The following is a 21,936-nucleotide window of genomic DNA, read 5'->3' as shown; positions in this document are numbered from 1 at the left end:
CCACTTCGTGGCGATACTCGGTGCTGGTTTTTTGAATGATCGAGGCCGACAGGCATGTGTGGACGGTTTGCGATAACCCTGCCCAGCGACGCCATGGCGCAGCTGTTTTCCGCGCAGCCGGCGAACGCCCTGCCTCAGGTGCCCAACTACAATGTCTGCCCGACCAATCAGGTTCATGTGGTCCGAAACGGCGATACCGGGCGCCGCCTTGTCCAGATGCGATGGGGGTTCCTGCCGCATTGGTACAAGGCCGAAAACGCGGGGCCGCTTTTGATCAATGCCAGGGCCGAAACCATCGCGGAAAAACCCGCCTTCCGTGCCGCCTGCCGTGAAAGGCGGTGCCTGGTCGTGGCCTCGGGTTTCTACGAGTGGACCAAGTCGGACAGCGACGAACGCCTGCCGTGGTACATATTTCGACAGGATGGCGGGGCAATCGCCTTTGCCGCTGTCTGGCAGGACTGGGGCACTGAGCAAGCCCGTCAAAGCACCTGCGCGGTCGTGACGACGCAAGCCAACCAACGGATGAGCGCGATCCACCACAGGATGCCGCTGATCCTTGAACCTCATGACTGGCCCCTTTGGTTGGGTGAGGAAGGCAAGGGGGCGGCCACGCTTATGCGCCCGGGCGACCAGGACGTTCTCGATTTCCACAGGGTAGGTACGGCGGTCAACTCGAACCGGGCCAGCGGGCCGGACCTGATCGAGCCTTTGCCTTCGTGACCACAAGCGGCCCGCTGGGTGCGTCGCCTCTTTTCCTTCGTCATTCAGCGCGATAGACCGAACCCATGCCGCTGAAATTCGCCACTCTGCCCGAACTCTACGCCCATGGTTTCGACACCGTGATCGACGTGCGCAGTCCCGCCGAGTTCGCCGAGGATCGCTTGCCCGGTGCGATCAACCTGCCGGTGCTGGACAACGAGGAGAGGGCGCGGGTCGGCACGATCTATGTGCAGCAGAGCCCTTTTCTCGCCCGCAAGCTGGGTGCGGCGCTGGTGTTCCGCAATGCCGCCAACCACATCGAACGGCATCTCAGCCACCACGATGGCGGCTGGCGCCCTCTGGTCTATTGCTGGCGGGGCGGTCAGAGGTCAGGTTCGTTCACCTGGATGCTTCAGCAGATCGGTTGGCGCGCCGATGTGGTTGAGGGTGGATATCGAACCTATCGCCGTCTGGTCAATCGCTATCTCTACGACGATCCGCTGCCGCACCGCCTGGTGGCGCTGGACGGATACACCGGAACCGCCAAGACGGAGCTTCTGTCGCTGCTCGCGGCGAGGGGCGTTCAGGTGGTGGATCTTGAGGCGTTGGCCAACCACCGCGGGTCGCTGCTGGGAACGATGCCTGGCGGGCAGCCCAGCCAGAAGGCGTTCGAATCCGCGCTTGCGGCCGGGTTCTGCGACTTGGACCCGACGCGGCCGGTCGTGGTCGAAGCCGAATCCTCGAAAATCGGCGAGCGGATCCTGCCGCCCAGTCTGTGGACCGCGCTGCGTGCCGCACCCAGGATCGAAGTGGCGGCACCGCTGGAGGCGCGAACGGCCTATCTGACCGCAGCCTACAAAGACATTCTCTCGGATTCCCAGCGGCTGAAGGAAAGGCTGGATCCGCTGCGCCTCCACCGGGGTCACGAGGTCGTGGACGGCTGGTTCGCCTTGATCGAGGGTGGCGACAAACTAGGGCTGACCCGAACCCTGATGGAACAGCACTATGACCCGGCTTACCTGAAATCCCGAAAAAGCCACGGGGCGGACGCAGTCGCAAAGGTTACCGCAGAAACGCTCGATGCCCAGGGATTGCAAGCTGCGGCAGCAAAGATCGAAAGCATCGTGTCTCAGATCTGAAGGTTCAGACTTTTCGTATCCGTCAAGCGGCCGATGATCGCGGCGGTATGGCCTGCGTCCTGCAGTTCGTTCATCAGCCGGTTTGCCTGATCCGACGGAACAGCGGCCAGCAGGCCGCCCGCAGTCTGCGGGTCGAAAAGCAGGTCCGCCTTGCCGCCGGTCGGAAGCTCCGGCGCCAAGGCGCGGTTGTCTGCAAAGATTGTGGACCGGACGCCATTTTCCGACAGTTCCAGCGCGCCCTGCATCAGCGGAACCGCGTCGAGCTCCAAGACAGCGCCGCAACCCGACGCTTCGCACATGCCTTGCAGGTGCCCGGCTAGGCCAAAGCCGGTGACGTCCGTCATGGTATGCGCGCAGCGCAGGATCTGCGCCGCGCCGCCCTGTGGAAGGGTCATCAGGTCATAGGCGGCGGCAACCCACCCGCCCTTGGCCTTGCCGGCCATTTCAGCCGCCATCAGAACGCCGCTGCCCAGCGGCTTGGTCAGGATCAGCGCGTCGCCGGGCCGTCCGCCAGCGAGGGTGATTGGGTTGTTCTCGCATAACCCGGTGAGGGTGAAACCGATGGTCAACTCATCGCCCATCGAACTGTGTCCACCTACGATCTCGGCCCCGGCCGCGCGCATGACCTCGGTCGCAGCGGCCATGATCTCGGCCATCGTGCGCTGTTGCATTGCTGGTGACAGGCGCGGCAGGATCAGCGTGGCGGTGGCCGCCTGCGGCCGCGCGCCCATGGCCCAGATGTCGCCAAGCGCGTGAATGGCGGCGATGCGGGTCATCAGGACCGGATCGTTCGTCAGGCTGCGCAGATGGTCCGAAGTCATCACCTGCCGCGTGCCGCCGGTGGTCACCAAGGCCGCGTCATCCCCGGGCAAAGGTGTGATGTCGGCGCGGTCCGGTCCGGGCAGGGCCGCCAGCGCCGCCCTGAGCGCGCCGCGACCGACCTTGGCGCCACAGCCCCCACACATCGGCTTGTCGCCCAACGCTTCGGGCAGGCCCGCTGCGCGTTGGCGCGGCAAGGCGGGTGTTTCCATGCTGGGCAGGTCGCGGAACCTGTTCATGAATTTCTGGTCGATATGGTCCTTCCACTTCCACATCAACGGCCCGCTGAGCGCGGTTCCGAACCGTTCCGCCAGAGCGTTTTTGCCGCCCAAGGACACGAGTTTCAGATAGTCCTTCTGCGGCACGTAGCGGCGCATCCTTCCAGCGCCCAAGGCGGCGCGGAGGTTGTGGTACAAAATCGGTGCCTCGCGAACCGCATAGACTCCCGCCTTGGGGCGGGGATTGTCGGTCAGATGCGCGCAGTCTCCGGCGGCAAAGACCGCCGGATCGCTGGATTGGAGATATCCGTTCACGGCGATGTAGCCGTCCTGATGTTGCAGCCCCGTTTTCGCGGTCCAGTCATAGGGCCGCGCGCCAGCAGCGCCGGTGACGAACTCGGCTTCGATCTCTCGTCCGTCTTCCAGCATCAGGTGTCCTGCCCCGATCCGAGCGATCGGCGCTTTTTCGATCAGATCGATGCCCAGCGTGGCCAGGGCGCGTCGCACCGAGGCGGCCGCCTTTGCTCCGATGGCGGACAGGACCATCGCATTGTCGATCAACGTAACCCGGGCAGGTCGGCCCCGGTTGCGCAGCGCGTGGGCCATTGCCATCACCAGTTCGGCGCCTGCGACGCCGCCGCCGATCACCGCGACCGAGGCCGGGCCTTCGCCCGCCAGATACCGGGCCCACCGCGCCGCGAACGGGCCGAGCGGCTTGGCCGACACTGCATGATCGGCAAAGCCGGGCAGGGCGGGCATGTCCGAGGTGATGCCCACATTTACCGAGGCCACGTCGAATCTCACCGGCGGACGGCCCGGAACAAGAACCTCGCGCCGGTCCAGGTCGATCCCCCGAACCTCGCCCAAGATCACACGCGCGCTGGCAAAACGCGCCAGTTTCACGAGGTCGATGTCCAGGTCCTCGCGCTGATAGTGGCCGGCCACGAATCCCGGCAGCATTCCGGAATAGGGCGCCGTCGGGCCGGGATTGATCACGGTGAGACGCGCGCCGGGCAAGGGGTTCATGCCCCATTTTCGCAGCACCAGCGCGTGGGAATGTCCCCCGCCGATCAGGACCAGATCGCGGGTCAGGGGCAGGGGAGGAGTGTGCATGTCGTCAGTTCGTCGTCTGGTCCGGTTTTTCTTCGTCCTGCGGAACCGCATGAGTGGCCCAAAGCCCGTCTTCGCCGGCGTCAGGCAGGTCTGCGGGTGTTTCATGGCGGTTGATGTGCCATTTGGCAATGAACAGCGCCGTGATCGGCGCCGTCAGGAACAGGAACAGCGTGATCAGCAGTTCGTGCAGAGACAGGTGTCGTTCGATCAGGATCGAGTGGAAGATCGACGCCAGCAGCACGCCGCCGACGCCCAGCGTGGTGGCCTTGGTCGGCGCGTGAAGGCGCGACATCGGGTCCTTGAGTTTGAGCATTCCGTAGGATCCGACGAAACCGAAGATACCCGAGACGATCAGGAAGAATGCGATCAGGAGTTCGAAAAGGGAATGCATGGCCGCCTCACTCGATGATGTTGCCGCGCAGCATGAAACGCGCATAGGCCACGGTGGAAACGAAGCCGAGCATTGCGATGATCATCGCCGCCTCAAAGAAGATCTCCGTTCCCAAGGTCAGGCCATAGAGGATCATCAACGCAATGGTGTTGATGACCATCGTGTCAAGCGCCAGAACCCGCGTGGCGACCCTGTCGGCGCTGATGATCCGCCACAGGCACATGAGGACCGCCGCGCCGAAACAGGCGAAGGTGAAATAAAGCGCATAGGTGATCATTCGAAAATCTCCTTCAGGCGGCGTTCGTAGCGGCTTTTGATCTGGTCCCGCACCGCGTCAGGGTCGGGCGCGTCGAGGCAATGGACCAGCAGGTTGTGCCCCTGCGCGGACAGGTCGCAACTAACGGTGCCGGGCGTCATGGTGATGGTGCCGGCCAGAACCGTGATCGCCTCGGGCGTGCGCAATTCCAGCGGAATGGAAACCCAGTTCGGTTCCCGGTCCTCGTCGCGCTTGAACAGGATGATCCGCGCAACGGCGATATTTGCCAAAACGATGTCCCACAGCACGACCAGGATGTATTCCACAACCATCGGCCAGTTGCGCAGCTTGGGGCGGTCCGGCCAGTAGGGCTGGGTAATGAAGGGAATCACGATGCCCAACAGCAGGCCGAAGAGCAGCGAGTTCAGCGAGGGCTTGTTGGCGAGCAGCAACCACACCAGCGTCAGCAGAATGGTCAGATGCGGGTGCGGAAAGATCCGGCGCAGCAGCTTCATTCCTGATCCCCCTTGAGAACCGCCTCGATATAGCCTGCGGGCGAGAAAAGCTGTTTGGCGGTGCTTCTGGTATACTCCAACGCCGGGCCTGCAAAAAGCGTCAGCATCGCCAGCCCGGCCAGCACGCCGAAGACGGCGGAAAAGGCGAGGCCCGCGTCGGGTTCGGGCGCGGGCTTTGCGACCTCTTCGTCCTTGTTGCCGGGCTCCAGTTCGGGATTGTGCCTGGTTTCGTGGCTTTTCCAGAAAATCAGAGAACCTGCGCGGGCAAGGCCGACGATGGTCACCAGGGAACTGATCAGGATCACTGCCCAGATCAGCGGATAGTCCGGATTGCTTCGAGAAGCGTCGAGAACCAGGAGTTTCCCGATGAACCCGGATAGAGGCGGCATCCCGGCAAGCGCGATGGCGCCGGCGAAAAAGAGGCACGAGATCAGACCGGTCTGTGCCATGGGCGTCTTGTCCGTGATCGCTCCGCCCTGACGGCTGATAACAAGATCGGCCGTGAGGAACAGCAGGGCTGCGGCAAAGGTGGAATGGACCGTGTAGTACAGGGCGGCGGCCGTTGCTTCTGCATTGAAAAGCGACACGGCGATCAGCAACGTGCCCATCGAACCGATTACGCCAAAGGCGACCAACCGCGCGATGTGCTGAGCGCCGAGAATGCCGATCGTGCCGACCGCCAGCGTCAGCAAAGCCGCGGGAAGCAGCCAATCCCCGACCAGGCCAGAAGTGGCCGCCACGTCGGGCCCGAATACCAGTGTGTAGATCCGAAGAATGGAATAGGATCCGACCTTGGTCATGATGGCGAAGAGAGCTGCGACGGGCAGCGGGGCGTTGGCATAGCTGGCCGGCAGCCAGAAATGCAGCGGCAGAACAGCAGCCTTGACACAGAACACCAGCAACAGAAGAACAGCGCCGACGCGCAGCAGTGCGGTGTCTTCGGCCGGCATTTCGGCCACGCGCACCGCCAGATCGGCCATGTTGAGCGTGCCGGTCACACCGTAAAGCGTGCCGAGCGCGAACAGGAACAGCGTTGAGCCCAGAAGGTTGTACGCGACATACTGAACGCCGGCCTTCAGGCGCACCGCGCCGCCGCCATGCGTCATCAGGCCGTAGGAGGCGATGAGAAGCACTTCGAAAAAGACGAAGAGGTTGAATGCATCACCGGTCAGGAAGGCCCCGGCCACGCCCATCAATTGGAACTGGAACAGAGGATGGAAATGCCTGCCGCGCTCGTCCCAGCCGGAACCGATCGCGTAGAGCACGACCGGCAGGGCCAGCACCGCGGTCAACAGCACCATCATCGCCGACATGCGGTCCAGCACCAGAACGATGCCGAAAGGCGCGCGCCAGTTTCCAAGTTCGTAGGTCTGGATCTCTCCGGTCGAAGCCTGGGCCGTCAGGGTCAGGGCAATGCCCAAAAGACCGACCGTTCCGGCCACGGAAAAGATGCGCTGCAGGTCCAGATGATAGCGCAGCACCATGATGATGAAGGGCGCCAGGATCGCGGGCAGGACGATCGGCGCGACGATCCAGTGGTTCATGCGTCTTCTCCTGCCTCGTCCACATTGTCCTGGGCGGTCATGTCGATATGATCGTTCTTGGTCGAGAGATAGGCGCTGAGCGCGATCATCACGATAACGGCGGTCATCCCGAAGGAGATCACGATTGCGGTCAGCACCAGCGCCTGCGGCAACGGATCGGTATAGGCCACCTCCTCGTACTTGTTCAGAACCGGCGGCGCGTTCAGCGCAAGCCTGCCGGTGGCGAACAGAAAGACGTTGACCGCGTAGGTCAGCAACGAAAGGCCGAGGATCACCGGAAAGGTCCGGCGGCGCAGGATCAGAAAGATGCCGGCTGCCGTCAGGACGCCGACGGCGGATGCGAGAAGCGCTTCCATGTCAGGCTCCTTCCTTTGCCTGCGAGTGATCGACGATCACCGGATCGTCCCGTTGCGGATTGATGTCCATCGCGTGTTCCGACACCATGCCCGGCTGCCATGCAAAGCGGCTCAGGCTTTCCAGCGCCAGCATCACAGCGCCGAGAACCGCCAGGAACACGCCGGTATCGAACAGCATCGCTGTAGCCCACTCGAATTCTTCGAGCGGCGGCCAGGTAATGTAGCCGTAGTCGCTGGTCAGGAATGGCATGTCGTTGAACCACGCGCCCAGCCCCGTTGCGGCGGCGATCAGGACACCCCATCCGATCGTGGCGTGGTAGTAGAACCGCTGACGCTCGGCCGCCCAGGTAAAGCCGCTGGCCATGTACTGCATCAGGAAGGCGATCGCCACGATCAGGCCGGCGATGAAGCCGCCGCCCGGCTGGTTGTGGCCGCGGAAAAAGATGTAGGCGCCGACCATCAGCGCGATGGGCATCATCACGCGGGTGACGACGACCATCATCAGCGGGTGCGCGTCGCCCGACTGCGGCCAGTGCGGTTTACGGTTCAACAGATAGGCGCGCACCTTGGTGGCCAGTACGCCCTCGGTAAGGGAAAAGATCACCAGCGCAGCGATGCCCAGGACGATGATCTCGCCAAATGTGTCGAAGCCCCGGAAATCCACCAGGATGACGTTGACCACATTGGTGCCGCCGCCGCCCTTGTAGGAATTGGCCAGGTGGAACTCGGAGATCGTGGGAAATGCGAAATCGCGCATCATCAGCGCATAGATGAGCCCGCCGGTTCCAAGCCCGGCCACGACCGAGATCGCCGCGTCCCGCCAGCGCCGACGCGCGGGGCTGTCCCAGGGCGTTTCGGTCGGCATGAAATTCAGCGACAACAGCAGCAGAACCATCGTCACCGCTTCGACCGAGATTTGCGTCAGCGCCAGGTCCGGCGCCGACAGGTAGTTGAAGGACATCGACACGATCAGCCCTACGACTCCGATCAGAACCAGCGACAACAGGCGGTTGCGGTGGAAATGCATGATGGCGAGCGTGGCTCCGACCAGGCAGACCCAACCGATGATGGGAATGATCGGCGCGGGCAGCGGTACGCGGGTCGGGACGCCGATGGTGCCGGTCGAATAGGCGTAATATCCCAGACCGACGGTGAACGCCACGAAGATGATCGCGTAGCGGCTGATGACGCCGTTATGCACGCTGTCGGTGAACCAGCGGCTGACGGCGGTCAGCGCGCCGATCACCATATCGAATATCGACTTCGCTTCGGGGCGCGGTATGGCGTTCCAGACCCGCTCCAGGTGGCCGTGCAGGCCCAGCAGCACCAAGCCGCCGATCACCGCGACGATCGACATGTAGAGCGCGGGCGTGAAGCCGTGCCAGAGTTTCAGCGAATAGTAGGGCAGTTCCTCGCTGCCGATGACTGCACTTGAAGCAATTGCGACGAGCGGGCCGACAATCGCCTTCGAGAACAGGCCGATGGCGACCACCAGTACCACCAGAAACGCTGGCGACAGCCACATGCCGGGGCCGGGATCGTGCGGCGTCGTCGGATAGTCGTCGCGCTGCGGGCCCAGGAAGACATGCGAGATGAACCGGAACGAATAGGCGGCCGAGAAGATGGCCGCCAGCAGCGCGAGGCCCGGCACCAGGTAGTGCGAATGGTTCCAGACCGTGTGCACGGTCTCTTCCAGCATCATCTCCTTGCTGAGAAATCCGTTGAACGGCGGAATCCCTGCCATGGAAAGCGCCGCAATCGTGCCGATCGTGAAGGTCAGCGGCATCAGGTGCCGCAATCCGCCCAAGCGCTTGATGTCGCGCGTATGTGCCTCGTGATCGACGATGCCAGCGGTCATGAAGAGGGCCGCCTTGAAAGTGGCGTGGTTGATGATGTGGAACACTGCCGTGACTGCGGCGATTTCGGTGCCAAAGCCGAGAAGCATGGTGATCAGGCCCAGATGCGACACCGTCGAAAACGCCAGCATGGCCTTCAGGTCGTCTTTCATCAGCGCGATCACCGCGGCGATCACCATGGTGACAAGGCCCGTGGTGGCGACGATGTAGAACCATTCCGGCGTTCCAGACAGCACCGGCCACATCCGCGCCATCAGGAAAATTCCCGCCTTCACCATCGTTGCCGAGTGCAGGTAGGCGGAAACCGGCGTCGGGGCCGCCATGGCGTGCGGCAACCAGAAGTGAAAGGGGAACTGCGCCGATTTCGTGAAGCAGCCGAGCAGGATCAGGATCAGTGCCGGCAGGTAATAGGGCGAGGACTGGATCGCCTCCTTGTTCTGCAGGATCACGCTCAGGTCAAAGGATCCGACGATGTTGCCCAATATCAGCATGCCCGCAATCATGGCGAGCCCGCCCGAGCCCGTGACGGCCAGCGCCATGCGCGCGCCCTGCCGGCCTTCGGGCAGGTGTTTCCAATAGCCGATCAGCAGGAACGAACTGAGCGACGTCAGTTCCCAGAAAACGATCAGCAGCAATATGTTGTCGCTCAGGACGATCCCGACCATCGCGCCCTGGAACAGCAGAAGATAGGAAAAGAACTGTCCCATCGGATCTTCGCGCGACAGGTAGAAGCGCGCATAGAGAATGATCAGCAGGCCGATCCCCAGAATAAGCGAAGCGAACAGCAGGCCAAGCCCGTCGAGCATGAAATGCGCATTCAGGCCAAGCCCGGGAATCCAGTCGAAATGGGCGGTCACCAACTCGCCCCGCATGACCGCCGGGATGTGCACCAGCAGGCCGACCAGGGCCAGAAAACTGGTCAGTCCCGCGCTCGAAGCTGCCGCATTGCGTCCGGCTCGGATCAGCAGGGCGGGGAAGACCGCCCCGAGAAAGGGTAGGGCCGCGATGAGGAATAGGGACACCTGCTAACTCCGGTCTTTGCGCAAATTAGTGCTGATTCAGTAAGGAAATTTTCCTGACTGTCCAGCCGTTGAAACCCCGGCGTCGCTTTCTAGATGCTATGGGTTGCGTGGATGCCGCCCGATCCGGCAGCGGGTCTGTTGACGTGAACTTGATCGAACGCACTGGCCGCGAACGCAGAATCCGACACTATCCCGTGCTATGAAACGCAAACGCTCGTGCGAATGGAGGCTGTATGACAAGCGACGGTGGGTTTTCCGGTTTCTTGCCGCGCCGCGCCCTTTTGATAGGCGGCGTGGCGTTCGTGACGTTCCTGGCCATTCGCGAATACCGCCTGACGCCGCCCGCCTATGACGGGGGCAGCCTGAGCGTTCAGGACGCGCATGAAGGGGCCGTGGCCGGAGACCTCGTTTTGATCGACATCCGCACGCCCCAGGAATGGCGGGCGACCGGCATTGGCGAGGGCGCGCATCCCATCGACATGCGGCGGGCGGACTTCGTGCAGGCCATGGTCGATGCGGCGGGGCCGGATCGGAACCGGGCGATTGCGCTGATCTGCGCGCGCGGTGTGCGTTCCGCGCGGCTGAGCCTGGAGCTGGCCGAGGCCGGGTTTGCCAATATCGTGGACGTTCCCGAGGGTATGCTGGGATCGCGCGCCGGGCCAGGCTGGGTCAAGGCCGGTTTGCCGGTGCGGGATTACGACGGAGTTGCGGGATGATCCGGAAACTCTGGCTGGCCCTTTGCGTTGGGCTTGTGGGCGAGGCCGCACGGGCGGCCTGTGGCGCTGAACCAGCGACGTGCCAGATCGCCACAGGGGCCTACCACATCGAGTTGCCGCAGCGGAACAACCCGCCCCTCGTGATCTTCCTGCACGGTTACGGCGGCAGCGCATCCAACGTCATGAAGAACCGCGCCTTGGTCGATGGCCTGCTGGTCCGCGGCTATGCGGTGCTGGCCCCCGAGGGCATGGAGGAAAACGGACGACGCAGCTGGAATTTCTACCCTGGCGGTCAGGGACGGGATGAGACACGGTTTCTGACCTCGGTGGTAGAAGATGCGTACAAGCGTTTCGGAATTGATGCCGACCGCGTCGTGCTCAGCGGGTTTTCGGCGGGCGGCTTCATGGTCAATTACCTGGCCTGTGCGACCCCGGATGCGTTTTCGGCCTATGCCCCGGTATCCGGTGGCTTCTGGCGCCCGCATCCGGACAGTTGTGCCGGGCCCGTAAGGCTGTTTCACACACATGGCTGGACCGACGCCGTGGTGCCTTTGGAAGGGCGGTATCTGGGCGGGGGGCAATTCCAGCAGGGCGACATCTTTACGGGGCTGGAAATCTGGCGTGGGGCCAATGGCTGCGTGGACAACATTCCCGACGCCTTCAGCGAAACGGGCCAGTTCATGCGCCGGAAATGGACGCGCTGCGCCGAAGGCAGCGCGCTGGAACTTGCCCTGTTTCCAGGCGGTCACGGCATCCCCGAGGGGTGGGCCGACATGTTCGTGGATTGGTACGAGGGCCTGCCGGGCGGCTGATCACTCGGCAGGGGTCATGGTGCCCTTGCCTTCGACCAGCGCCCGAAGCTCGTCGCGATAACGCCGCGCCGCGCGGGTGATCGCGGGTTCGCGGTATTCCTCCCGCATGCCCAGAAGCCTGCGCGCCATGCCTGCCGACACACCGCTGAGCGCGGAGAGCGGCACGGCGAGCGCCAGGCTCACCGCAATCGGCGCCAGCCAGACGGAAACCAGCCCCGCGAGAATCCCGGCGCTGAGGGCGAGCCCGCTGACGGTTTCAAGCGCATGGCAGATCAGCAGCGTCGTCAGGCTGTAGCGGCCGCCGTCGCGGGCCTGTGGGGACCAGCCCTTTTGCAGGCCCAAAGCGGTGCGAAACACCGCGATCATCTGCTGCACCATCAGGATGGGCGCGTAGAGGACCGACAGGATCACTTCGGACAGGAAAGACAGGGCGAACCGCAGGCCGCCGCCGAAATCCGCATATCGCGCGCCGCTCAGCGGCAGGGCGGCAATGCCCAACAGCTTGGGCGCCAACAGCATGGCATACATCACCAGAATGACCAGGACATGCCGGCCTTCCGACATCTGGGGCCATTGCGGGAAAAGCGGGTTGTCCGGGCTGAAGTAATGCAGCACCGAAGCGTCCTTGCCTTGGCCGATCAGCGCCCACATCACCAGAAGCGCGAACCACAGCGGTGACATCAGGTAGCCCACCGCCCCGTGGAACATGTGGAAACGCGAGATCGAGCGGAACCCGCGGGAACCCAGCAGTTTCAGATGCTGCAGGTTGCCCTGGCACCAGCGCCGATCGCGCAGGATATGGTCGATCAGGGTGGGCGGTGTCTCTTCGTACGAGCCGCGGATGCGTGGCAGGAAACGCACGGACCAGCCGGCGCGGCGCAGCAGGCCGGCCTCGACGAAATCATGGCTCATGATCAGTTTCTCGCCGCCGGTCAGCGAGCGCAGCTTGGGCAGGCCGGCGCAGCTGGCGAAGGCCGCGGTGCGGATGATGGCGTTGTGACCCCAATAGTTGCCTTCCTGACCGCACCAACGCGAAAGTCCTTCGGCAAAGGCGACGCCGTAGACGCCGTTGGCGAATTGCTGCATCCGGGCAAAAACGGATTGGGCGCCGATCAGTTGCGGAAAACTCTGGATCAGGCCAGCTCCCGGATCGCGGGCCAGCGCATCGGTGAGCCGGGCGATGGCGCGACCGGTCATCAGGCTGTCGGCGTCCAGAACCAGCATCGCGTCCCAGGCGCCGCCCCAGCGGCTCACCCAGTCGGCGATGTTGCCCACCTTGCGGTCGGTATTCTGCTCCCGGCGGCGGTAGTAGAGTTCCAGCCCGGGCGCCAGCGTCGTGCGCAGCGCCTCGATGCTGGATTGTTCCTGCGCAGCGATCGTATCGTCGCGGGTATCCGAGAGGATGAACATGGCATAATGATGCTGTCCGCCGCGCGCGCGCAGTTCTTCGAGCATCGACCGGGCATTGCCCAGAACAAACCATGGCACTTCGTTGTAGACCGGCATCACCAGCGCCACGCGCAGCGGTTGCGGGCGGACTTGACGTTCGGGTTTGTCCTGCCGCGAAAGCGAGATCATGCCCAGCAGAACGGTGCTGACGGTGAAGGCAATCCAGAAGAAGTTGAACGCGATCAGGGCCAGAAGAACAGCCTCGATGATGCTGAAACCCTCTCCCGAGAACCAATCCTGCATCACCCAGAGCAGACCCAGTGTCGCCGCCATGGCGGGCGAGAAGGCGAGGGCGCGCCATAGCCCCACGGACCGGACCGGCTGGTCTTTCGGTGCGCGATCGTCCCGGAATGCGCGGCCGAAGTCCTGTTCGGGCATCGGCAGCGGCGCCTCGGGCGGCATGATGTGCAGGTCGCGGGTCATGCGGTCCACCGGTAGAGCCAGACTTCGGACGCGGGCAGATCGCCCTTGCGCAACTGGGCGCGAAGCTCGACATGGTCCCGCTCGCCGGGGTCGAAGGAAAAGGCAAGGCGCAGACCGCCGGTGTCGGGGTTGTGCTGCAGCACACCGGGCGAAATCTCCACATGCGGCGATTGCGTCACGATGGTCAGCGCGTCCGGTTCGTCGAACAACTCGCTTGCTTCAAAGTCGATCACGACCTCGCGCCCGGTGCCGAAGGTCTTCTTGCCCATGGCCGTTTCGATGACACGGGGCATGGCCGTGCGCGCAGGCTCCTCGCCCCAGGTCAGACGATAGGACAGGTCTACCCGGCTGCCTTCGGCATAAGGTTCCAACGGACGCCAATAAGCGACGATGTTGTCGTAGATCTCCTGATCCGCGGGGATTTCCACCAGTGCGACAGTTCCGTTGCCCCAGTCTCCTTTGGGTTCGACCCACAGGCAGGGGCGCTTGTGATAGGACGCCTCGAGATCGGCGAAATCCGAGAACTCCCGCGACCGCTGCATCAGACCGAAACCGCGCGGGTTAGAATCCACGAATGACGAGATCTGCAGCTGTTTCGGGTTGGCCAATGGACGCCAGATTACCTCTCCCGAGCCGTTGGTGATCATCAGGCCATCGCTGTCATGCACGGCCGGGCGGAAATCGTCGAACCGGTGGCGGTTGGTACGGTCGTAGAGGAACATCGAGGTCAGCGGGCCGACGCCCACATGGTCAAGATCCTGTCGCGGGAACAGCGTGGCCTCGACCTCCATCACGCAATCCGCGCCGGGCGTGATGTCGAACCGGTAGGCGCCGGTGACGCTGGGGCTGTCCATCAGTGCGTGAACGATCATGTTGCGCTGGCCGGGCGCGGGGCGCTCCAGCCAGAAGCGGATGAACTCGGGGAACTCCTCGCCATCCGGGTCGCCGGTCTTCAGCGCCAGGCCACGGGCGGACAGGCCGTAGACCTCGTTCAGACCGATGGCACGGAAATAGCTGGCGCCCTGGAACACGCAGAATTCGTCCGTCAGGCCGGGGCGGTGCATCTCGGTGCGCAGCCGCAGCCCGGAAAAGCCAAGAGTTTCGTCCACCGGCAGGGGGGGCACGTCGGCAGACTTGTCGAACATCGACAGATCGAACGCGACCGGGTTGGCCATGCCGTTCTCGACCGCGAAGACCTTGACCGCGCGCGGGAAATAGAGGCCGGGGGGAAAGAAATCGACGCTGAAGGGCGTCTCGGTCCCGTACCAGTATCCTTTTTCAATCCGGAACCGGATGGAGCGGTACTGCTCGTAGGTCAGGTCGCGCCACTCCTGCGGAATGGTCGGGCGCTCGGCATAGTCGCGGCTTGCGAGATCGCGGGCCTCGGCGATGACGTGTTCGCGATCGAAGGGCGTACCCCCATCCGTCGCATAGGCGGCGGGAACCAGCGCGATGGCTGAAGTTGAGGCAAGAAAGGCGCGGCGTGTAAGGTTCATTTCTTGGACTTCCACGGATGCGACTTGAACCACCCGGCTAGATAAGCAACCGCGGTGATCAAGGCAAACCCGACCAGGTTGAAGAGGAGTACATTGGCGGGATTCCGCCCTGTCTGGTCCATGGCAAAGCCGATAAGTTGCGCGGCCGCCATGGAAAATACGAACACTGCCAGAGATTGCTGGCCGACCTTGGTGATCACGGCCAGCACGAAGCTCCAGATCTGCGAGCCGACGCCCTCACCTTCGCTGACGAGGCGCGAGCCCTTTTCACCAGCCACGACCCAGCCCAGATAGGCGAGCGACAGGAAGTGCATGTAGCGCAGCAGGCCGAACTCGGTCTTGTCCCGCATATCCGCGCTGAAAGGCCAGGTCTTGAAGATCGCTTCCGCGACATTGCTGTTCCAGGCGTCGACCCATGTCAGGACTTTCCAGGATCCGAACGGGGCGGAGAGCACCAGGAACAGCGCACAGGTCCAGATCAGCGTCCTGGATACCGGCGGCGCCGGGATCCAGCCGCGCATGAAGGCGAAACCGGTGAAGAACAGCAACTGCCATGCGAACGGGTTGAAGAACCACTGCCTATCGGACCAGGGCTCGGCAGGAAGGGCCAGTACGCCGGTCTGCGCCACCAGCCAGATGCCGACCGAAGCGGCCGCGGCGGCCCAGAAACCGATCCGCGACAGGGCCATCATCAGCGGCATGAGGGCCAGAACCACCAGGTACATCGGCAGGATGTCGAAATAGTTCGGCACATACGTGAGGGTGAACAGCCCCACGAGCTGCGGCATCGGATCGTTGAAGAAATGCTGAAGGTTCAGCGCCTCGACATAACTCCCGTCATACCGCCCCGTCAGATCGATGGCGGCAAGGGACATGGCGACGAACAGGAACAGACAGATATGCGCCCAGTACACCTGCCAGATGCGAAATACCACGCGCGCGGTGCCCATCCACCAGCCTGCCCGTTCGAACGCGCCGCCAAAGGCGATGGCCGAGGCCATGCCGGAACAGAAGACGAAGATTTCCGCGGCGTCGGAAAAACCGAAACGGGCCGGAATCCAGTTCGCCCAGGGGTTGTTCGGAATGTGGGCGACAAGGATGATGAACATCGCGATGCCGCGATAGAAATCCAGCCGCGGGTCGCGCGTGCGGGCAGGGCTCGCGGAACGGGCCGCGACCGGAGCAAAATCAGTAGCGGGCGAAATCGTCGCCATGCGTTCTTTGTCCTTCATTGTCCTAAGTTATTCGGCGGGAACGCTTTTTGCGTCTTGTCCGCCACGTGCCGCGTCGATCAGGGCGCGGCGGGCGAGGGCGAAATTGTCCTCTCCCGAGCGTTTTGCGCGGCGGTCGTCCAGTATCCGCTCGACCGCATCCAGCCTGCCCGCGCGAAGCCCCGCGTCGATCGTGATACGTTCGAACACGTCGCGCTGCGCGTGCGAACCGCCGGCCCGTTGCAACGAACCACGCGCGGCGCACAGGTGGTCAAAGGCGCGCCCGTATTGGGCGTCGCCGAAGGCTTCGAGGCCCAATGCGGCCTCGACCCCGGGGTCGGACATGCGGCGGGTCGTGTCATTGTCGGACAGCTTTGCATCTCTATGGATTCGCTGCATCAATTTCGAAATCGCCTCTGATCTGTTTTCCCCACACAATGCAAGCAAATAATGTAGGTCGGCGAAAATCAGGCAGCCATCCTCCGTCCGCGCCGCGCTCAGATCGGCCAATTCCTGCCAGCGGTCGCCCACATGCACGCCCTCCAACTGAAGACGCATGAGCAGCGAGGTCGCGTTCGAGATGTCGCGGTAATCGTCGGTCCGGTCCTTGCGGATCTCGGAATCGTACAGGTCCAGAACCTGGTCGATCTGGCCAAGATCGAGATGCATCAGCGCCTTGTGCCACCAGACGTGATAGCGGAAGTTGTTGCAGTGCGACCAGGCGGCCTCGCGTCCGGCGAGCCAGTCGAGCCCCTGTTTGGCGTTTCCCGTCATGTCATGCACATGCGCGACCGCGTGCAGGCCCCAGGCATCGTCCGACACCATCCAGAGCGCCTGGCGCCCGGCGATCTCGGCCTTTTCGTAGGCACCCGTCTCCTCCAGCGCGAAGGCGTGGCAGCCCAGCAGGTAGCCCCGGCCCGGGTGGTCCGGCTCATAAGCCGGGATCACCCGCTCGATCGAACGCCGCATACCGGCGCAATCGCCCAGGACAAAGCGCGTGGCGTGGCTGAGTTTCATCGCCAGCGAATCCTGCGGATGGTCCCGCAAAACGGCCTCGAATTCCTGCACGGCAAGGCTCGGGTTGCCGGCAAGCCAGTGACGCAAAGCCTCGGCGTAGTGCCTCTCGCGGAGGGAAACCGGCTGTTTGGCCATCGCCGCATCGGCGGTTTTCAATGCATCTGCCGCCACCGGGTGCAATTCTCGGCGGCCCAGCAGCAGCATGAACAGCCCCTTGGTGGCGTGGCCCAGCGCAAAATCGGGTTCCAGTTCCAGGACTTTCCCCAGATGCTGCGGGGTAACCGCCGCGTGCGCCATGAAGCCCAGCAGAACGCCATTCCACGCCTCGATGCTGTCCGCGCGGGTCAGGCTGTTCATCTGTCCAAAAACGTCTTGCTTCATGCCAAGGTCCAATCCATCTGCGTGTTAAGGCTATCATTCCCATAGCAGACCATATTGGAGTGCCGCACAGGGATCGACGCCGCTCGCGAATTGGTGAAAGCCCGTGTGCACGAACGCGAAGAAAACCGCCGGTTTAACAAGCACTTTTCAGCGACTCCCCGCTTGCGGGGAGCCGGTGTTTCATTCCTCGAAGGGATCTTCCGCGCTCAGAACGGTTTCGGTATCGGCGCCAAAGGTGGGCGGCGCATGGCGATAGGTGACCGGAGTGCGCGTGAATTTCAGCGGATTTCCGATCAGCTGCACCTGTCCCGGGGCGGCTTGCATCGAAATTTGCATCTGGCGCGCCGCCACCTGATCCGTGTCGAATACCTGGTCCAGCGTCTGTACCGGCCCGACCGGCACTTTCAGCGCCTCGAGGCCCGCGATCACGTCCCGCATCTGTCTTGCCTGCAAAGCCGGCCGCAGCATGGCGTTGAGCGCGTCGCGGTTTTCCAGCCGGGCCGGGTTGGTCGTGAAACGGGGATCTCCGGGCACTTCGTCCAGGCCGAGAAACCCGCACAGCCGCCGAAACTGACTGTCGTTGCCGACCGCCAGGATGACGTGACCATCTGAGGTCTGATAGACGTCATAGGGCACGATATTCGGATGCCCGTTTCCGCGCCGCTGCGGAACCTGTCCCGAAGTCAGGTAGTTCACGCCCTCGTTGATCAGCCAGGCCACCTGCGTGTCCACCAGTGAAACGTCGATTTGCTGGCCGTCGCCCGTCAGATCCCTGTGGCGCAGCGCCGCCAGAATGCCGACCGCTGCATACATCCCGCACATGACGTCGGCGACGCCCACGCCCACCTTCATCGGCGCGCCGTCCGGCTCGCCCGTCAAGGACATGATCCCGCCGTAACCCTGCGCCATCAGGTCGTAACCCGGCTTGGACGCATTTGGCCCGGTCTGCCCGTAACCGGATACCGAGCAATAGACGAGTTGCGGCAGGTCACGCGACAGGGTCTCGTAGTCGAGACCGTATTTTGACAGCCCTCCAGGCTTGAAATTCTCGACAAGGATATCCGCCTGCGCCGCCAGCGCCCGGATCGTCGCCTGCCCCTCGGGCGACGCGATGTCCACGGCCACCGATCGCTTGTTCCGGTTCGCCGCCATGAAATAGGCGCTGAGGTCCGAGCGGTTGCCGTCGGCATCCCTGACATAGGGCGGACCCCATTGGCGCGTGTCATCGCCGCCGGTCGCCGGGTTTTCGATCTTGATCACGCTGGCTCCCAGATCGCCCAGCAACTGCGTGCACGTCGGTCCGGCAAGGATGCGGGTCAGGTCCAGAACCTTGACGCCTTTCAGTGGTCCTTCAGATGCGGCCATCATAGCCTCCTCGTTCAATCTCGGCGGCGATCACGGTGAAGGTGTCGGCCTGCATCGCCTCCTGCAGCGCCGCGTGCAATTCGGTACGGTTGCGGACCGTGTGCCCGTGGCCACCAAAGGCACGGGCTATAGCGGCAAAGTCGTGGCGGCCGAAGTCGACACCCTTGTTCGCCATTTGCCGCCCGCGTTGTTTCAGTTCGATGAGCGCGAGGCTGGCATCGACGAAGACCAGAAAGATCGGGTTGCCGCCCATCTCGCCGGCGGTCGACAGCTCGCCCGCCACCATGAGGAACCCTGCATCGCCGGAAAAGCTGATCACCGGGCGGTCGGGTTCGGCCAGCTTCAGCCCGATCGCCATCGGCACCGCGCAACCCATCGTGCAGAGCGCCGTTGACTGGATCAGCCCGCGCGGTTCGGAACATTGCCACATTTGCGATAGGAGGATGCGGTGTGCGCCGCTATCCGCCGTTGCCAACGTGTTCGCGGGCATCGCCTTGCGCGTCTCGGCGATCACCGCTGCAGGCCCCCAATCGTCGTCGGATGGAAAGGCCCGCGACAGCGCATCTTTCACCGTTTGCGGTTCGCCCCCTTTCCAGGTCTCCCGCGCCAGAATGCCTTTGGCTAGCGCCTCGAGTGTCGCGCCGGTGTCGGAAACGAAGTTCAGTCCGGCCTGGTGCATGTAGTGATTGTTTGCCACCGCCGCGATGTCGATGACGCGCTGGCGGTCCGGGTCCCAAACCTCGCGCCAACCGGTACGCATCTCGATCGGGTCGTAGCCGAGGCAGAGGATGAGGTCCGCTTTTTCCACCAGCGGCAGCAGGTGCTTGTCGGCCAATGGCGACAACCCGGCTCCGCCGAGGCAAAGCGGATGATCCTCGGGGACGACGCCCTTGGCCTTGTAGGTCGTCACGAACGGAATGCCGAAATGGTCCAGGAAGGCGCGCAGGACTGACGTCGATCCGTCGTACAGCACATCCAGCCCGACTATGGCGAAGGGCCGCTCGGCCTCGGCCAACCAGCGGCGCGCCAGTTCAAGACCCGCGCCCTGGGGGGCGTTCGGGGCGGCAGGGACCAATCGGCGCGGCTTCGGTGCCGCGACGCGCGTGTCCGCGACCGAGATCGGAACATCGACATGCACCGGGCCGGGACGTGGCTGCGTCGCAAGCGAGACCGCCTTGTCGGCAATGACGTCCGCGCCGTCAGGCGTCAGCCGGAACGTGCCCTTGGTGATCGAACGATAGACTTGCGCGTGATCCATAACCTGATGCGTGTAGGTCAACGCCTCGTCCGCATCGACGCAGCCGGTCAGCACGATCATCGGCACCCGGTCCTGAAAGGCGTTGGCGACCACGTTGATCCCGTTCATCGCGCCCGGGCCCAGCGTCGCCACCAGTATGGCGGGCGCCCCGTCGCGGTGATGAACGCCCTCGGCCATGAAACCGGCCGCGTTTTCGTGCTTTGCAAGGTGAAAGGCGATGCCCGCCTGTTCGAGCGCATCGACCAGCGTCAGAACTTCGCCGCCCGGCATTCCGAAGGCATGGCGGCACCCCGCCTCGTAGAGGCGCCGCGCCAGAAGGTCCGCAGCGCGAGGCATCGTGTCCTGCATCGTTCAAGCTCCGTCCGAGTCGCTTTGTCGCAGATTGCGGAGGCGACGGGCGGACGCAAGCCGGATCACGCCAGTGTGACTATTTGGCGGCCGTTTCCGCGATCGCCTGGAACTTGCCGTCCAGTTCCCCGGATATCGCGACCAGGGCGACACCGCCTTCGTTCAAGTAGGGCGCGAAGACGTGGCTTGGCGTCTTGTAGGACAACGTCGCCGTGCCGTCCTCGTTTTCGGTAACGTAGAACCTGATCGGCGCCTCGATCAAGGCGGCGGTGGAAAGGTTCAGCACGCGGACCGCAAAATCGTTGTTGAAAGCTCCGATGACACGGTTGCCCGGGATGGTGATGCCGCGAGATGCGGCGGCTTCGGTCGGGCCCGCTTGAGTGACCACGATCAGCCCATGCTCTGCGACCGCAGCGACGACATCCGCGACCAAGGCGTCATAGGCCTTGCCGGTCGGGTATACCGCCCAGCCCTCGCGGGGTTGCAGATCGCCCGCCCAGGCAGGCAATGCCGCGAGACACAGGACAGAGCAAACAAGTTTCATCGTTCCGCCTCCGGATGGTTTTCCCGGGAATTCATGCCAGATTTCCGGTCGCGCCGTCGTCACAATCCCGTGCTTTGAGATCTCGGTTGACCCTTGCGCCTGATGCGCGAAAGCCGCAGAAACGGCCGGAACCATGGAAAGGCCGAGGATGGGCGAACCACGAATGCGCTTGCTGATCTGCACCAGCTGTTCCGGCTCGCGCGACCGGGCTGCCGAGCGGCAGGCTGTGGCCGAGGCGGTGGCCCGGGCCGGACTGCAGGGCAGGGTCGAACTGGCCGAACACGCTTGTTTCAGCGCCTGCGCGCAGCCGGTTGCACTTGGATTGCAGGGACCGGGCCTCGCGTCCTACGTGTTCGAAGGGATCGATCCTGTTACCGATGCCGCCGACATCGCGGCGACGTGCAAAGCCTACCTGGAAAGTCCCTCGGGCTGGATCGAAGACGCCCGGCCCTGCGGGCGGCTTCGACTTTGTCTCAGGTCGCGGATGCCCGCATATCACTCCACCTGAACCGTCAGCGAGGCGCTGACCGGCACGTTGTCTACCGCAAAAGGGCTGTGGCCGTTGGCGTTCAGCGACACTGCGACCTCGACCTCGCCCTTGGGCAGATCGGCAATGTGCATCCAGTTGCCGTAGAGCCGCGCCAGCTTGGTTCCATTGACGTAGACATGCGCGTGGCCCTCGCCGGGCCTGTCGTCCGTCGAAGCATTTTCCGGCGCAAAGCGGAAGTTCCGTGGCATCACGTGGAGGTTCCATCCCGCCATCGGATCCTGCGTGAGCTGTATTTTGACGCCGGGCGCATTGGGACCGGCAGGCAGGTTGATGACCGTCGAATGGTCGTGTCCGCCGGCGCCGGCGTGGTGGGACGGGTCGGAATGATCGTGCCCATCGAAGGTCACCCCATTTCCGGCAGCCGTGACGAAACCGATGCCGCCGCCAAAGACGAGCCCGATTGCGAAGAGTGCGAGTGAGCGGGACATGTTTTTTCCT

20 protein-coding genes are annotated in these 21,936 nt (G+C 63.6%); 5 read left to right on the top strand and 15 right to left on the bottom strand.

Features of this window, described 5'->3' with window-relative positions; translation table 11 throughout:
- Positions 1 to 54 precede the first annotated feature (54 nt).
- Positions 55 to 720: an SOS response-associated peptidase gene (locus FGK63_RS00865; protein WP_138839711.1), complete on the top strand. Its 666-nt coding sequence runs from the start codon at positions 55 to 57 to the stop codon at positions 718 to 720.
- Positions 721 to 785: 65 nt separating this feature from the next.
- Positions 786 to 1,838 (top strand): tRNA 2-selenouridine(34) synthase MnmH, encoded by a 1,053-nt coding sequence (gene mnmH / locus FGK63_RS00860; protein WP_138839710.1) that lies wholly within the window; start codon positions 786 to 788, stop codon positions 1,836 to 1,838.
- Here mnmH and selD read toward each other — a convergent pair.
- The 7 genes from selD to FGK63_RS00825 are packed head-to-tail and all read right to left on the bottom strand — an operon-like array spanning position 1,829 to position 9,928.
- Positions 1,829 to 3,988, bottom strand: a complete 2,160-nt coding sequence (selD, locus tag FGK63_RS00855) for a selenide, water dikinase SelD (protein WP_138839709.1) — start codon at positions 3,986 to 3,988, stop codon at positions 1,829 to 1,831. The two genes, mnmH and selD, sit on opposite strands and share 10 nt — an antisense overlap.
- 4 nt (positions 3,989 to 3,992) lie before the next feature.
- Entirely contained in the window at positions 3,993 to 4,379 is a 387-nt protein-coding gene (locus FGK63_RS00850) for a Na+/H+ antiporter subunit G (protein ID WP_138839708.1), read from the bottom strand.
- A 7-nt stretch (positions 4,380 to 4,386) separates the two neighbouring features.
- A complete protein-coding gene (locus FGK63_RS00845) occupies positions 4,387 to 4,656 on the bottom strand; it encodes a K+/H+ antiporter subunit F (RefSeq protein ID WP_138839707.1) in 270 nt (89 codons plus the stop codon).
- The gene (locus FGK63_RS00840; protein ID WP_138839706.1) at positions 4,653 to 5,150 is read right to left on the bottom strand and encodes a Na+/H+ antiporter subunit E; all 498 of its coding nucleotides are present in this window, start codon (positions 5,148 to 5,150) and stop codon (positions 4,653 to 4,655) included. The genes FGK63_RS00845 and FGK63_RS00840 overlap by 4 nt, the downstream gene beginning before the upstream one ends.
- A complete protein-coding gene (locus tag FGK63_RS00835) occupies positions 5,147 to 6,694 on the bottom strand; it encodes a monovalent cation/H+ antiporter subunit D (RefSeq protein WP_138839705.1) in 1,548 nt (515 codons plus the stop codon). Before FGK63_RS00835 ends, FGK63_RS00840 begins: the two co-directional genes overlap by 4 nt.
- Positions 6,691 to 7,050, bottom strand: coding sequence for a Na+/H+ antiporter subunit C (locus tag FGK63_RS00830; protein WP_138839704.1), 360 nt, complete (start codon positions 7,048 to 7,050; stop codon positions 6,691 to 6,693). Before FGK63_RS00830 ends, FGK63_RS00835 begins: the two co-directional genes overlap by 4 nt.
- Before the next feature lies 1 nt (position 7,051).
- Positions 7,052 to 9,928, bottom strand: a complete 2,877-nt coding sequence (locus FGK63_RS00825) for a monovalent cation/H+ antiporter subunit A (RefSeq protein WP_138839703.1) — start codon at positions 9,926 to 9,928, stop codon at positions 7,052 to 7,054.
- A 233-nt stretch (positions 9,929 to 10,161) separates the two neighbouring features.
- Here FGK63_RS00825 and FGK63_RS00820 point away from each other — a divergent pair, with 233 nt between their 5' ends.
- A complete protein-coding gene (locus FGK63_RS00820) occupies positions 10,162 to 10,644 on the top strand; it encodes a rhodanese-like domain-containing protein (protein WP_138839702.1) in 483 nt (160 codons plus the stop codon).
- On the top strand, positions 10,641 to 11,456 hold the full coding sequence (locus tag FGK63_RS00815; protein WP_138839701.1) for a CE1 family esterase: 816 nt from the start codon (positions 10,641 to 10,643) through the stop codon (positions 11,454 to 11,456). Before FGK63_RS00820 ends, FGK63_RS00815 begins: the two co-directional genes overlap by 4 nt.
- Here FGK63_RS00815 and mdoH read toward each other — a convergent pair whose 3' ends face one another.
- The 7 genes from mdoH to FGK63_RS00780 all read right to left on the bottom strand — a co-directional run bounded on the left by mdoH (position 11,457) and on the right by FGK63_RS00780 (position 20,948).
- On the bottom strand, positions 11,457 to 13,328 hold the full coding sequence (mdoH, locus tag FGK63_RS00810; RefSeq protein WP_138839700.1) for a glucans biosynthesis glucosyltransferase MdoH: 1,872 nt from the start codon (positions 13,326 to 13,328) through the stop codon (positions 11,457 to 11,459). It lies immediately after the preceding gene.
- Positions 13,325 to 14,824, bottom strand: a complete 1,500-nt coding sequence (locus tag FGK63_RS00805) for an OpgD/OpgG family glucan biosynthesis protein (protein WP_138839699.1) — start codon at positions 14,822 to 14,824, stop codon at positions 13,325 to 13,327. The genes mdoH and FGK63_RS00805 overlap by 4 nt, the downstream gene beginning before the upstream one ends.
- A complete protein-coding gene (locus FGK63_RS00800) occupies positions 14,821 to 16,038 on the bottom strand; it encodes an OpgC family protein (protein ID WP_138839698.1) in 1,218 nt (405 codons plus the stop codon). Before FGK63_RS00800 ends, FGK63_RS00805 begins: the two co-directional genes overlap by 4 nt.
- Before the next feature lie 27 nt (positions 16,039 to 16,065).
- Positions 16,066 to 17,433 (bottom strand): tetratricopeptide repeat protein, encoded by a 1,368-nt coding sequence (locus tag FGK63_RS00795; protein ID WP_138839697.1) that lies wholly within the window; start codon positions 17,431 to 17,433, stop codon positions 16,066 to 16,068.
- Positions 17,434 to 17,613: 180 nt separating this feature from the next.
- Positions 17,614 to 18,798, bottom strand: a complete 1,185-nt coding sequence (locus FGK63_RS00790; protein ID WP_138839696.1) for a CaiB/BaiF CoA transferase family protein — start codon at positions 18,796 to 18,798, stop codon at positions 17,614 to 17,616.
- Positions 18,785 to 20,404, bottom strand: coding sequence for a thiamine pyrophosphate-binding protein (locus FGK63_RS00785; RefSeq protein ID WP_138839695.1), 1,620 nt, complete (start codon positions 20,402 to 20,404; stop codon positions 18,785 to 18,787). The genes FGK63_RS00790 and FGK63_RS00785 overlap by 14 nt, the downstream gene beginning before the upstream one ends.
- Before the next feature lie 79 nt (positions 20,405 to 20,483).
- Positions 20,484 to 20,948 (bottom strand): DUF302 domain-containing protein, encoded by a 465-nt coding sequence (locus tag FGK63_RS00780; protein ID WP_138839694.1) that lies wholly within the window; start codon positions 20,946 to 20,948, stop codon positions 20,484 to 20,486.
- 148 nt (positions 20,949 to 21,096) lie between these two features.
- Here FGK63_RS00780 and FGK63_RS00775 point away from each other — a divergent pair, with 148 nt between their 5' ends.
- Positions 21,097 to 21,456: a DUF1636 family protein gene (locus tag FGK63_RS00775; protein ID WP_246043881.1), complete on the top strand. Its 360-nt coding sequence runs from the start codon at positions 21,097 to 21,099 to the stop codon at positions 21,454 to 21,456.
- Here FGK63_RS00775 and FGK63_RS00770 read toward each other — a convergent pair.
- Complete coding sequence (locus FGK63_RS00770; RefSeq protein WP_138839693.1) at positions 21,444 to 21,926, bottom strand: hypothetical protein; 483 nt, start codon at positions 21,924 to 21,926, stop codon at positions 21,444 to 21,446. The two genes, FGK63_RS00775 and FGK63_RS00770, sit on opposite strands and share 13 nt — an antisense overlap.
- Positions 21,927 to 21,936: the final 10 nt, after the last annotated feature.

This window comes from Ruegeria sediminis (assembly GCF_005938215.1).
GTDB lineage: Bacteria > Pseudomonadota > Alphaproteobacteria > Rhodobacterales > Rhodobacteraceae > Ruegeria > Ruegeria sediminis.
Note: the sequence above shows the minus strand (reverse complement) of the source record. Positions and strands in the feature narration are given on the sequence as shown.

Coding starts and splice junctions, on each gene's coding strand:
- FGK63_RS00865 (WP_138839711.1), top strand. CDS start 55: ATGTGTGGACGGTTTGCGATAACCCTGCCCAGCGACGCCATGGCGCAG.
- mnmH (WP_138839710.1), top strand. CDS start 786: ATGCCGCTGAAATTCGCCACTCTGCCCGAACTCTACGCCCATGGTTTC.
- selD (WP_138839709.1), bottom strand. CDS start 3,988: ATGCACACTCCTCCCCTGCCCCTGACCCGCGATCTGGTCCTGATCGGC.
- FGK63_RS00850 (WP_138839708.1), bottom strand. CDS start 4,379: ATGCATTCCCTTTTCGAACTCCTGATCGCATTCTTCCTGATCGTCTCG.
- FGK63_RS00845 (WP_138839707.1), bottom strand. CDS start 4,656: ATGATCACCTATGCGCTTTATTTCACCTTCGCCTGTTTCGGCGCGGCG.
- FGK63_RS00840 (WP_138839706.1), bottom strand. CDS start 5,150: ATGAAGCTGCTGCGCCGGATCTTTCCGCACCCGCATCTGACCATTCTG.
- FGK63_RS00835 (WP_138839705.1), bottom strand. CDS start 6,694: ATGAACCACTGGATCGTCGCGCCGATCGTCCTGCCCGCGATCCTGGCG.
- FGK63_RS00830 (WP_138839704.1), bottom strand. CDS start 7,050: ATGGAAGCGCTTCTCGCATCCGCCGTCGGCGTCCTGACGGCAGCCGGC.
- FGK63_RS00820 (WP_138839702.1), top strand. CDS start 10,162: ATGACAAGCGACGGTGGGTTTTCCGGTTTCTTGCCGCGCCGCGCCCTT.
- FGK63_RS00815 (WP_138839701.1), top strand. CDS start 10,641: ATGATCCGGAAACTCTGGCTGGCCCTTTGCGTTGGGCTTGTGGGCGAG.
- mdoH (WP_138839700.1), bottom strand. CDS start 13,328: ATGACCCGCGACCTGCACATCATGCCGCCCGAGGCGCCGCTGCCGATG.
- FGK63_RS00805 (WP_138839699.1), bottom strand. CDS start 14,824: ATGAACCTTACACGCCGCGCCTTTCTTGCCTCAACTTCAGCCATCGCG.
- FGK63_RS00800 (WP_138839698.1), bottom strand. CDS start 16,038: ATGGCGACGATTTCGCCCGCTACTGATTTTGCTCCGGTCGCGGCCCGT.
- FGK63_RS00795 (WP_138839697.1), bottom strand. CDS start 17,433: ATGAAGCAAGACGTTTTTGGACAGATGAACAGCCTGACCCGCGCGGAC.
- FGK63_RS00790 (WP_138839696.1), bottom strand. CDS start 18,798: ATGGCCGCATCTGAAGGACCACTGAAAGGCGTCAAGGTTCTGGACCTG.
- FGK63_RS00785 (WP_138839695.1), bottom strand. CDS start 20,404: ATGCAGGACACGATGCCTCGCGCTGCGGACCTTCTGGCGCGGCGCCTC.
- FGK63_RS00780 (WP_138839694.1), bottom strand. CDS start 20,948: ATGAAACTTGTTTGCTCTGTCCTGTGTCTCGCGGCATTGCCTGCCTGG.
- FGK63_RS00775 (WP_246043881.1), top strand. CDS start 21,097: ATGGGCGAACCACGAATGCGCTTGCTGATCTGCACCAGCTGTTCCGGC.
- FGK63_RS00770 (WP_138839693.1), bottom strand. CDS start 21,926: ATGTCCCGCTCACTCGCACTCTTCGCAATCGGGCTCGTCTTTGGCGGC.